Annotated in this window: 10 protein-coding genes; 5 read left to right on the top strand and 5 right to left on the bottom strand. The window is 65.1% G+C overall.

Features of this window, described 5'->3' with window-relative positions:
- Positions 1–7: 7 nt before the first annotated feature.
- The 4 genes from FG93_RS28420 to FG93_RS28405 form a co-directional block, all read right to left on the bottom strand.
- Complete coding sequence (locus tag FG93_RS28420) at positions 8–841, bottom strand: carbohydrate ABC transporter permease (RefSeq protein ID WP_043241770.1); 834 nt, start codon at positions 839–841, stop codon at positions 8–10.
- The gene (locus FG93_RS28415) at positions 831–1706 is read right to left on the bottom strand and encodes a carbohydrate ABC transporter permease (protein WP_043241769.1); all 876 of its coding nucleotides are present in this window, start codon (positions 1704–1706) and stop codon (positions 831–833) included. The genes FG93_RS28420 and FG93_RS28415 overlap by 11 nt, the downstream gene beginning before the upstream one ends.
- Positions 1707–1773: 67 nt before the next feature.
- Entirely contained in the window at positions 1774–2871 is a 1098-nt protein-coding gene (locus tag FG93_RS28410; RefSeq protein ID WP_081881970.1) for a LacI family DNA-binding transcriptional regulator, read from the bottom strand.
- A gap of 305 nt (positions 2872–3176) precedes the next feature.
- Positions 3177–4193 carry a LacI family DNA-binding transcriptional regulator gene (locus FG93_RS28405; protein ID WP_052514348.1) on the bottom strand — a complete coding sequence of 339 codons (1017 nt, stop codon included), beginning with the start codon at positions 4191–4193 and terminating at the stop codon, positions 3177–3179.
- 184 nt (positions 4194–4377) lie between these two features.
- On the opposite strand from FG93_RS28405, the gene FG93_RS28400 reads away from it, so the two are divergent.
- Genes FG93_RS28400 through FG93_RS28380 form a run of 5 tightly spaced genes read left to right on the top strand, consistent with a single transcriptional unit; the run spans position 4378 to position 10494 of the window.
- Positions 4378–5394 carry a TRAP transporter substrate-binding protein gene (locus FG93_RS28400; RefSeq protein ID WP_043241768.1) on the top strand — a complete coding sequence of 339 codons (1017 nt, stop codon included), beginning with the start codon at positions 4378–4380 and terminating at the stop codon, positions 5392–5394.
- A 56-nt stretch (positions 5395–5450) separates the two neighbouring features.
- Complete coding sequence (locus tag FG93_RS28395; RefSeq protein WP_052514317.1) at positions 5451–7337, top strand: TRAP transporter large permease subunit; 1887 nt, start codon at positions 5451–5453, stop codon at positions 7335–7337.
- A gap of 31 nt (positions 7338–7368) precedes the next feature.
- On the top strand, positions 7369–7908 hold the full coding sequence (locus FG93_RS28390; protein ID WP_043241767.1) for a VOC family protein: 540 nt from the start codon (positions 7369–7371) through the stop codon (positions 7906–7908).
- Positions 7909–7915: 7 nt separating this feature from the next.
- The gene (locus FG93_RS28385; RefSeq protein WP_043241766.1) at positions 7916–9190 is read left to right on the top strand and encodes a ribulose-bisphosphate carboxylase large subunit family protein; all 1275 of its coding nucleotides are present in this window, start codon (positions 7916–7918) and stop codon (positions 9188–9190) included.
- 5 nt (positions 9191–9195) lie between these two features.
- On the top strand, positions 9196–10494 hold the full coding sequence (locus FG93_RS28380; RefSeq protein ID WP_043241765.1) for a four-carbon acid sugar kinase family protein: 1299 nt from the start codon (positions 9196–9198) through the stop codon (positions 10492–10494).
- A gap of 52 nt (positions 10495–10546) precedes the next feature.
- Here the strand turns inward: FG93_RS28380 and FG93_RS28375 are convergent, their stop codons facing one another.
- On the bottom strand, positions 10547–11821 hold the full coding sequence (locus FG93_RS28375) for an amidohydrolase family protein (RefSeq protein ID WP_052514316.1): 1275 nt from the start codon (positions 11819–11821) through the stop codon (positions 10547–10549).
- Between the last annotated feature and the right edge of the window lie 124 nt (positions 11822–11945).

Here is an 11945-nt window from a genome sequence, read left to right as displayed (position 1 = left end):
TAATTGGCTACCCCTTCGTCGAACCGGCGGTGAGACCGGCCACGAGGTAGCGGTTCATGAAGACGACGAAGAGCAGGACGGGCACGAGTTGCACCGTCGAGGCGGCAAAGAGGATGCCCCAGTCGACACCGTCGATGGAGCCGATCATCTCCGAGATGACGAGAGGCGCGGTCTTGGCGCGTGTCGCCGTGAAGATGAAGGCGAACAGGAACTCGTTCCAGGAGAAGACGATCACGAAGACCGCGACGGCGAGAACGCCCGGCATCGCCAGCGGCGCGATCACCTTGCGCAGGATCGTCATGCGGCTGGCGCCGTCGATCGAGGCGGCCTCGTCGAGCTCGCGCGGGATCTGGTCCATGAAGGTGCGCATCAACACCGTCCCGAGCGACACGAAGAAGGTCGCATAGAGCAGGATCAGCACGAGATGCGTGTCGCTAAGGCCGAGTGCGTTGACGATCGGGAACAGCGGCAGCGTCACCACGATCGGCGGGATGAGGCGCACGACGATCAGTCCGACGATGCTGGCGCCCAGCCACCGGCTGGAATGACGGGAATAGACATAGCCCGCACAGGCACTGGCGATGATCGCGAGCAGCGTCGCACCAACGGTGATCAGCAGGCTGTTCAGCAGAGCGTCGAAGAAGACGCCCCAGGACCGCCAGAGCTCGGCATAGTGCTTCAGCGTCGGCGTGAAGAGCCATTTCGGCGGAACCGCGAAGATGTCCTGCCCTGGCTTCAGCGACGAAACGGCGATGAAGAGAATGGGAAACAGCGACCAGAACAGGACTGCCGCGACCGCGAGAGCCTTGCCGGCCCCGATGAGGAGACGCTCAGTGCGCATGGGAGATGCCTCCCCGTCGTAGCAGCAGAACGTAGCCGGCCGCGAGCAGCAGCGAGACCACGACCATGATCCAGGCGGTCGCCGACGCCGGCCCGAAGGCGTTGAAGCTGAAGGCCTCCTGATAGAGATAGATCGCCACGACTTCGGTCGAACGCGCCGGGCCGCCCTTCGTCAGCAGCCACGCCTCCGAGAACAGCCGGAAGGCGAAGATATACCGGAAGAGCAGCGCGATCAGCATCGCTGGGCCGAGCAGTGGCAGCGTCACGCGCCGGAAGGCCTGCCAGCGCGTGGCGCCGTCGATCCGGGCCGCCTCGTAGAGCTCGGCGGGGATGGCGAGGCGCGCCGCATAGACGATCACGAAGGTGAAGGGCAGGTGCAGCCAGATCGTCAGCAACCCGATCAGCACCATCGCGTGCGACGGTTCGAACGACCAATCCAGCGTCGGCAGGCTCAAGGCCTGCAAGGCCAGCGTGACCGGCCCGGCATCGGGATCGAACAGGAAGCGCCACATCACCACGGCGGTGACCTCGCTGACGGCATAAGGCGCGAGCACGGCGACGAGCAGGAAGCGGCGAAACGGCAGGCCACTGGCGAAGAGCAGCGCCATGCCGAGCCCGACGGCCAGTTCGAGGTGAACGGCCACGACGACGAGCACGACGGTGTTCAGCAGCGCGCTGTGAAAGGCCGGGTCCGCGAGGACGCGCATATAGTTCTGAAACCCGACGAAGCTCGGTGCCTGGCCGAAGCTCGAGGTGTTCAGGCTGAGCCACATCACGTAGAGCGACGGCAGCACGATCACGCTCAGGATGAGCAGATGTACCGGCGCGAGCAGCGGCAGGATCCGGGCCGTTCTTTCAGGCTGCACTCTTTCCTCCAGACGTTCTTTCGACCCGGGCTCTTTTGGCCCGGTGGTGCGGACATGGGTTTGTCCGTCAATGCATGGCTTTGGGCGAAGTACTCGTCGTCTCCAGGTTCAGAAGCGGTTCGGTTGTGTCGCTGTCGCGGCCATCGCCCGCGCCGGGCATGATCTCGCGAACGGAGTCGCGGACCTGCAGGCTTGTCTGCAGCACGATGTGTTGCGGCGCCGAGCCGTCGCCCGCCATGCGCGCGCGCAGGCGCTGCCAGGCGGCTGCGGCGATCTCCGCGATCGGCTGCCGGATTGCGGTCAGGCCGGTCTTGCGCGCGCTCATCCAGGGATAGTCGTCGAAGCCCACCACGGAGACCGGATCGGGGATATCGACCCGCAGGCGGGCCAGCGCCGACAGTGCGCTCAGCGTGGTGACGTTGGTCAGCGCGATGACCGCGCTCGGCTGCGGGTGCCGTTCGAGCCAATGCAGGAAGGCACCAGCCCCGCGCTCGGCATTGGAGCCGAGTTCGACGACGGTTGGCTCGTGGCCGATCGCCGCCCGGATCAGGTCGCACGCGCCGCGCGTGCGCTCGCGGATCGGCGAAATGCCGAGGCTCGAGGCAGCGACGACGATATCGCGATGGCCCCTGCCCAATAGATGCCTTGCCGCGATCTCGCCCGCTTCGCAATTGTCGATCGCGACCGTGTCGACGATGCAGCCTTCCGGCGGGACGCGATCCGCGAAAACAAGGGGCAGTCGACCGATCTCGCGATCGAGTCCTGCGGGCACGTCGTCGCTGCAGGGTATCGCGATCAGGCCGGAAGGCCGCCAGGCCAGAAGGGCACGCAGCCGCGACTGTTCCAAGGCGGTATCGTCACGCGAGCTGGCGACGATGATGTCATAACCGTCGGCTTGCGCCATCACTTCGAGCTGCGAGACCAAGGTGGTGAAGAACACGTCGTCCAGGTCCGGCACGAGCACGCCCACGACCTTCGCCTGCCCCGAGCGGAGCTGCGAGGCAGCGCGGTCGACCTGGTAGGACAGCTCGCGCGCCGCCTTCTGGACCCGCTCCTGGAGATCGGCATTGACCGGCTTGTTGCCGCTGAAGACGTTCGACACCGTGGCGATCGACACGCCAGCGAGGGCCGCTACCTCCTTGATCGTGACTCGCTTTGTGCTCACCGCGCCGACCTGTTAAACGTTTTACAGTAAAACGTTTAACAGGGGGCGCAGCCTCATGCAACTGCCTTACACAGGCTTCCCGTGGCTTGTGCGTGAGGTCATAACTTGCCCGCCGCCCGCCCCGATTGGATGCGGTACGCGCTGCCTGCCCTGTAGCAGGAGAACTCATACTCAGCGCCCAGTCTTACGGGACCCAGAATTTCCCAACGGCAATGCACTTCACAGCTAAGGGTGAGCGGCAATTAAGTGATGGCGCTGTGCACAATTCCGCCACAGGCGATATCGTGTCAGCGAGGGCGTGAAGCTTAAGGCAGGTTTTCCCGCAAGATGATCTCGATGCTCGGCCCCGACATGCCGTCCGTCGCCGGGCGGCCGGCGCGCAGGTTGGCGAAGATCGAGACGCAACTCATCAGCGCCGCCTGAGGGTGCTGAGTGATCACGGCATCCATCGTGCCGTCGAGGAGCAGGGCGCGCGTATCCGGCGTCAGGCCGTGGCCGACGAAGGCGACCTCGTGCTGGCGGCCCGTCTCCTTGAGCGCACGGGCAATGCCTTCCGGCCCGCCACCGATATTGTAGATGCCGGCGAGGTCGGGATGCCTGGCCAGCAGGCTCTTGGTCCGGCGATAGTTCTTGGCCTCATCATCATGGCCTTCGCGCAGTCCCACCACCTCGATCGCCGGAAAGAGCTCCTGGAAGACATGCAGGAAGCCCATCTCGCGCTCCTCATGGGCGCGATAGCTCAGGCTGCCGGCGATCATCGCAACCTTGGCGGGCCGCGGGCCGATGAAGCGGGCAACCAGATAGCCGGCGGTGCGCCCGGCAGCGCGGTTGTCGAGGCCGACATAGGCGACACGGCTGGAATTCGCGACGTCGGAAATCAGGGTCACGGTCGGGATACCGCGCTCGGCCAGGCCGTTGACCGCTTCGCGCACGGCTGGATGCTCGATCGCCATGAAGGCGATGCCGTCGACATCGCGTGCGACCTGCCTGAGCTGCTGCGCCAGCAACTCGGGCTTGAAGCTCTCGATGTAGTCGACCCGGGCGCGCATGTTGAAGGAGGCGAGCTGATCCTGCGCGGCCGCGATATGCCGCCCGAGCAATGAGAGAAAGCGGTTGGTCCCGGCGGGCAGCAGGAAGGCGAGCTTGAGCGGCCGAAGTGCATTGGCGGGGAGGGCGGCATCCAGCACGTAGCCAAGCTCGTGTGCCGCCTTCAGCACGCGCTGCACCGTCACGGCGCGCACGCCGGGCCGCTGGTTCAGCACCCTGTCGACCGTGGCGGAGGAAGCGCCCGAGAGCCGAGCGATATCGGCGATCCGTGCCATCTTCCGCCGCCGCGGCGAGGCTGTGGACGCGGCCGGCTCCAACTCCCGAAACTGATCGTCGTTCATTTCATCACATCAAAAAACATCAGGATTTGAGTTTGACCTACATCATCGAGAGTTCTTAACCTTGGGCCAAGAAGACCGCAAACAATCAAATCGCATCAAGCGACCCCGGGAGGAATTCATGACCACGCTGACCCGTCGTACTGTGCTGGGCGGCCTTGCCGCTGCTCCGGCGGCCTCGCTGATTGGCATGCCGCACATCGTGCGCGCCGCCGAGATCGAGCTGAAATACGGCAACAACCTGCCGCTCAGCCATCCGCTCAACATTCGGGCTCAGGAAGCCGCGGAGCGCGTCAAGGCCGAGACCAATGGCAGGGTCGAGATCAAGATCTTCCCGAACAACCAGCTCGGTGGCGACACTGACATGCTGAGCCAGGTCCGCAACGGCGGGATCACCTTCTTCACGCCGTCTGCCCTGGTGATCGCGACGCTGGTCCCGGTCGCTGCGATCAACGCGGTCGGCTTCGCCTTTGCCGATTACGATCAGGTCTGGAAGGCGATGGACGGCAAGCTCGGCGCCCATGTCCGCGAAGCGATCGCCAAGGTGAATCTCTTCGCCTTCGAGAAGATGTGGGACAACGGCTTCCGCCAGATGACGACGAGCGGCAAGCCGATCGAAGCCGCCAAGGACATGAGCGGACTCAAGATCCGGGTGCCGGTAAGCCCGCTTTCGATCTCGATGTTCAAGGCGCTGGATGCAGCCCCTGCGAGCCTGCAGTTCAGCGAGGTCTACTCGTCGCTCCAGACGAAGGTCGTCGACGCGCAGGAAAATCCGCTGCCGATCATCCAGGTCGCGAAGCTCTACGAAGTGCAGAAGAACTGCGCCGTCAGCAACCATATCTGGGACGGTTTCTGGTTCATCGCCAATGGCCGGGCCTGGCGCGGGCTGCCGGCCGATGTTCAGAAGATCGTCGGGGACGCCATCAACGATGCGGGCGTGAAGCAGCGCGGCGATATCAAGGGGCTCAACGAAACGGTGCAGGCCGACCTCCAGTCGAAGGGGCTCGCCTTCAACAAGACCAACCCCGACAGCTTCCGCGCCAAGCTCCGAGAGGCCGGGTTCTACAAGGAATGGCAGGAGCGCTTCGGGGCGGAAGCCTGGGGGCTGCTGGAAGGCGCGGTCGGAAAGCTCGCCTGAATTCGAAGCGCCGGTCCCCGTCCGGAGAGGACGGGGCCGCATTCCGGGAATGATCCATGCACCTCCACGCCGGAACCTTGCAGGAGCCTGCGCGCCTCCCCCTCAAAGGGCTCGCCCGCACGGCCGATCGGCTCGATCGCATCCTTGGCGGTGCCGTCGAGGCGGTGGCTGCCATGCTCGTCCTGCTCGAGATCATCATCCTGGGAGCCGGCGTGACGGCGCGCTACGTCTTTCACGCGCCACTCGTCTGGTCCGATGAACTGGCCTCGATCCTTTTCCTCTGGCTCTCGATGCTGGGCGCAGTGGTCGCGCTCAGGCGTGGCGAGCATATGAGGATGACGGGTCTCGTCAGCCGGGTTTCGCCCGGCACCCGCGCGCTCCTGGAAGCGCTGGCGATTACCGCTGCGATCGCCTTCCTGCTCCTGATCCTGCCGCATGCGCTGGAATATGCCGAGGAGGAGGCCTTTATCGTTACCCCGGCGCTCGAGATCACCAATGCGTGGCGCGCAGCGGCGATCCCGGCCGGGGTCGGCCTGATGCTGCTAGCGGCAGGCACGCGCCTGCTGCGCTTCGGTTCGCTGAAGCCCGTGCTGCTGGCACTTGGCCTGACCCTCGGTCTCGTTGCGCTGTTCTGGCTCGCCGGCCCTGCCCTGAAGCCGCTCGGCAAGCTCAATCTCGTGTTCTTCTTTGTCGGCGTGGTCGCGCTGAACGTCTTCTCCGGCGTGCCGATCGCCTTTTCCTTCGCGCTCGCCACCTTCGGCTATCTCTCGCTCACCACCGCGACACCATTGATCGTGATGGTGGGACGCCTCGACGAGGGCATGAGCCATCTCATCCTGCTTGCGGTGCCGCTCTTCATCTTCCTCGGCGCGCTGATCGAGATGACCGGCATGGCGCGCGCCATGATCCAGTTTCTCGCCAGCCTGCTCGGCCATGTCCGCGGCGGCCTGTCCTATGTCCTGATCGGCGCGATGTATCTGGTCTCCGGCATTTCAGGCTCGAAGATCGCCGATATGGCCGCGATCGCCCCCGTGCTCTTCCCGGAGATGCAGAAGCGCGGAGCCGAGCCGGGAGATCTCGTGGCCCTGCTTTCGGCAACCGGGGCGCAGACCGAAACCATTCCGCCTTCGATCGTGCTGATCACCATCGGCTCGGTCACCGGCGTCTCGATCGCGGCATTGTTCACCGGTGGCATGTTGCCGGCGGTCGTGCTCGGGATCGCGCTCTGCTTCGTCGTCTGGTGGCGCTATCGCGGCGAAGACCTGAGCCATGTCGCGCGCCAGTCGAAGCGCGAAATCGGCAAGCTCGCGCTGATCGCGCTGCCCGCCATCGCGCTGCCCTTCGTCATTCGCGCCGCGGTCGTCGAAGGCGTCGCCACTGCCACGGAAGTCTCGACCATCGGCATCGCCTATTCCATGCTCGCCGGCCTGCTGCTCTACCGCCAGTTCGATTGGCGGCGACTGCCGAAGATGCTGGTCGATACCGCCTCGCTGACCGGCGCGATCATCTTCATCGTCGGCTGCGCCACCGCGATGGCCTGGGGTCTGACCCAGTCCGGCTTCTCGCAGGATCTCGCAGCCATCATGGCAGCCGTTCCGGGCGGTACCTGGGGCTTCCTGGCGATCTCGATCGTTGCCTTCATCATTCTCGGCAGCGTTCTCGAGGGCATTCCGGCGATCGTGCTGTTTGGACCGCTGCTCTTCCCGGTCGCCAAGCAGGTCGGCGTGCACGAGGTCCATTACGCCATGGTGGTGGTGCTCGCGATGGGCATCGGGCTCTTCGCCCCGCCCTTCGGCGTCGGCTATTACGGCGCCTGCGCGATCAGCAAGGTCAATCCGGACGAAGGCCTGAAATACATCTGGGGCTACATGCTCGCCCTGCTTGTCGGCCTCGTCATTGTGGCGGCCGTGCCGTGGATCTCCACCGGCTTCCTGAAATTCTGATCCCGTTCCAAAGCACAGAAGGCATTTGCCCATGAGCCGCTTCTTCGGCGAGATCCGCCAGGCTGGATATGTCGTCCCGGATATCGAGGCGGCGATGGACTATTGGAGCCGCGTGCTTGGTGTTGGACCGTTCTTCTACAATCCAAAGGTCCCGATCAGGAACTACCGCTACAAGGGCGAGGCCTATGAGCCGCATAATTCGGTCGCGCTTGCCAATTCCGGTCCGCTGCAGATCGAATTGATCCAGTGCCGCAACGATGTTCCGTCGATGTATCGCGATTTCCGCGAGCTCGGTCACACCGGCTTGCAGCATGTCGCCTACTGGACCGACAGCTATGAGGCCGATCTCGAGAGGCTGCTGGCGCAAGGATTCGAGCCGGTGATGAGCGGCGAGGTCGGCGAACGCGGCCGCTTCGTCTATTTCGATACGCATTATCACCCGGGAACGGTTATCGAGCTGTCCGAGGTGGCCGGCCCGAAAGGCGAGATGTTCCGGCTGATCCGCGATGCCGCCGCCGATTGGGACGGCAAGAATCCGGTGCGCCCCTTCCCCGACCTGAACAAGCTCTGACCGACCGATGCCCGGCGACCGTTTCGAAGCGATCTACCTGATCGAGACCCCGTTCGATCCCGCCAAGGTCGCAGAGATCATGGCGGGCGAGCAGTCCTGCGGCACCTTCACGCGCGTCGCCGGTGAAACCGATGAGCTGCGCGAACGCGCCCGAGCGATCGTCGTCGACGTGACACTGCTCGAAACCGTCGCCTCGCCAAGCCTGCCCAATGCCTGGCTCGCACGAAAGGGCGCGGACGGGCCTTGGCGTCGCGCGCGTATCACGATCTCCTTCCCGGTCGATAATGTCGGAGCCAATCTGGCGACGCTGGCCTCGGTGGTGGCGGGCAACCTGTACGACCTTGGCGAGGTCACGGGACTACGGCTCGAATCGATTGGACTGCCCTGGTCGTTCCGTCGGCGCTTTGCTCTGCCGCGCCAGGGTATTGCGGGTACGCGGGCGCTTAGCGGGGTGGCGGCGGGGCCGCTGATCGGCTCGATCATCAAGCCCAATGTCGGCCTGAGCAGCGACGAGACCGCAGCACTCGTCGCCGATCTCTGCGCCGCCGGCCTCGATTTCATCAAGGATGACGAGATTTCGGCCGATCCTCTCCATGCGCCATTGGAGCAGAGGATTCCCGCAGTCATGCGGGCCATCCGCCGCCATCAGGACCGGACGGGCAAGGCGGTGATGATGGCCTTCAACATCACGGACGAGACCGACCGGATGCGCCGCCATGCCGATCTCGTGGCGAAGGAGGGCGGCAGCTGCGTGATGGCAAGTCTCAACTGGTGCGGCTTCTCGGCGATCGAGACGCTCCGTCACTCGACCGATCTCGCTCTCCACGGCCATCGCAACGGCTTTGGCGCATTCTCGCGCCATCCTTTGCTCGGCATCTCCTTCCAGGCCTATCAGGTGCTCTGGCGGCTTGCCGGTGTCGATCACATGCATGTCCATGGGCTGAACGGCAAATTCGCCCAGGAGGATGAGGAGGTCGTCTCCTCTGCCCGCGACTGTGTCACGCCGCTGACGGATGGTGCCGACGACCGGGTGATGCCCGCCTTTTCCTCAGGGCAATGGGCGGGAACAGCCCAGCCGACCTGGGACGGTGTCGGTCATGCCGACCTGCTTTTCATGGCGGGCGGCGGCATCCTCGCTCATCCCGGTGGTGCAGCCGCCGGGGTGGCAAGCATCAGGCAGGCCTGGGATGCCGTCGCATCGGGACTGGACGTTCGGCAAGCCGCAGCCAGCCACGCCGAGCTGCGCCAGGCGCTGGATTTCTTCGGCAAGTCGAGCGGATAACGGCGATGCGAGGCTCCGGGCCGCATTACGGCTGGTATGGCGACGATTTCACCGGGGCGACCGATACGCTCGCCACGCTGGCCGAGCAGGGCCTGCGCGCGCTGCTCTTTCTGCGCAGGCCGAGTGCAGCCCGGCTGGAAGCCGCGGGTCCGCTCGACGCAATCGGCATCGCCGGCGCGACCCGCACCATGGCGCCGGATGTCATCGCCGCCGAGTTGGCCGAGGTCGGCCCCTTCTTCGCCGCTCAGGGCGTCGCGATCCTGCACTACAAATGCTGCTCGACCTTCGACAGCGCGCCGCATGTCGGCAGCATCGGGGCGGCCCTACGCGTCCTGCGCCCGGCCTTTGCCAACCCCTTCCTGCCGATCATCGGCGGCCAGCCCAATCTTGGGCGCTATTGCGTCTTCGGGACCCTCTTTGCCGCCTCGGGCAGCAATGGCGGCATTCACCGCATCGACCGGCATCCGACGATGAGCCGGCATCCCGTCACGCCGATGATGGAAGCGGATCTGCGCCGGCATCTCGCCGCCCAGGGGCTGAAGCAAATCGCTCTGATCGACTACCGCAGCTATGGCGGCGACATGGAAGAAACCGTCGGAAAGGCGCTCGCCGAGCGCCCTGATGCGCTGCTTTTCGACGTCACGTGCCCCGCCGATCTCGAAATCCTTGGACGGTTGCTTCTGTCGCAGGCGCGCGTCGCGCCGCTGCTCGCGGTCGGGCCGAGTTCAGTCGCCCAGGCCTTCGCTGGTGCCTGGTCCGAGACCCGGTGCGACAGCGTCCCCGGAGCGGCGATGACCCGTCGTGCAGGGCCGGCCTTGGCGCTGGTCGGCAGCCTCTCGCCGGTCACACGCGCCCAGGTCGAGGCGGCCTCCGGCTTCGCGCGGCTCATGATCGAGACCGGTCGCCTGCTGGCGGACGCCAGCTATTTCGTTGCATTGCGCGAACAGGCCCTGTCCGCCCTCGGCAACGGCGACGTGATGCTGGTGACCGAGCCGCCGCGTGGCGCTCCAGTCCAGGCGGGGGACGTGGCTATGGCCACCGGAAGGCTGCTGCGAGCGGTCATGACCGAGGCCCGGATTGCCCGTCTGATCGTTGCCGGGGGCGACACCTCGACACTGGCGATCCAGTCCCTCGACATCTGGGGGCTGTCCTATTTGGCACCTTGCGTGCCGGGCGCTCCGCTCTGCCGCGCTCATAGTGACGATCCGCGGCTTGCCGGCCACGAGATCATCCTGAAGGGCGGTCAGATGGGGCCGCAGGATTTCTTTGCGAGGGCTGCTGGGGTGCACTCTTCCCAGGATTAGGGAACGCCCCCGCGCGGCAGATATTGGACTACGGACTGCTCAAGCCGCCTGCTCAGCGAGCGACGGGGCTTGGCAGGACGCCGTTCGTTGCCTCCACTCTGTTCAATCGCGCACGGGTGCGCTCGAAGCTGAGCCGCCCGCGCTTGAAGCCAATGATGGGCTCTGCGATCTCCGCCAGCGCATCGGTTGGGGTCTTGGCATCGAGAATGACCAGATCCGCGGGGTTTCCAGGTGCGATCCCGTAGTCACGGAGCCGCATCAGCCGCGCAGGCAGCGTTGTGATCAGGTCCAGGCAGCGCGGAAAATCTTCCGGTTCGCATTGCGCGACATTGGCATAGAGATTCGCCATGCGGAGCAACGAACAGTCGCCGAAGGGGGTGAAGGGATTGAGAACGTTATTGGTCGCGATCGAGCAGACCACACCTTGCGCAGCGAGACGATGCGCTGGTGCGACCCCGCGCGGTTGAGCGTATGCCGACTGTCGTCCCATCAAATACAGGTCTGTCGCGGGGAGCACAGTCAGCGCAACTCCGGAATCGGAAAGCCGGCGCCCGATCGCAGCCAGCGTTTCCTGATCAACCATCGACAGTTTGCTGACATGGCCAATTGTCACGCGGCCCTGCCAGCGATGCCGCTCAGACTGGCGGCAGACTTCGTCGAGATGCATCCAGCTCGGATCGAGGTCGAAGTCGAGGTGGAAATCGAGATCGACGTCAAATTCCCTCGCCAGTGTGAAGAGACGGTCGATCTGGGCTGCTGGGTCGGCATCGGTATAGGGGCAGCCGCCGAGGAGGTCGGCGCCGTCGCGTAGTGCCGCAATCAGCAGCGCCTCCGTGCCCGGGTCGTTGGTCAAGCCCTCTTGTGGGAAGACGCAGATCGCAAGATCGAGCGCCCAGGCATAGTCGGCTCTCAGGGCCTTGATCGCCTGAAAGCTGCGCAACCCGGCGCGCGGATCGACCTCGACATGGGTGCGCATGCGGGTCGTGCCCTTGGCGATCGCCTTGTCGAGCACGCGGGCGCCGCGCTCGTAGACATCGGTCACGCTGAAGTTCCGTTTCATTGCGGACACCGCCGCAATAGCGTCGCTGAGCCCGCCATGGGCGTGGCCGCAACGGCCAAGCAGGCAGGCCTTGTCGAGATGGATATGGCTGTCCACGAAACCTGGCACGACAAGGCGGCCACCGACGTCATACCCCGGTGCATCGGTGACGAGGGCTGGCGCCAGCGCGACGATCCGGCCGGCGCTGACTCCGATGTCCTGTGGCCGCTCGCACCCCGCAATGGCGGCCTGGCGGAAGACGAGATCGAGAGCTGTGTCGGACGGCATGATGCTGCTTCGGAACCGGCATTGAATGGAGCGGAAACATGCATGCACTTTGTGTGCCGAGTTCGCGCTTTCGGAGTTGCCCGTCGTTGAGCCATGCCGGCGGCCAGTCGGGTGGCAGGCGCGA

This window comes from Allobosea sp. LC85, from assembly GCF_000735605.1.
GTDB lineage: Bacteria > Pseudomonadota > Alphaproteobacteria > Rhizobiales > Beijerinckiaceae > Allobosea.
This window is presented reverse-complemented; position numbering and strand designations above follow the sequence as displayed.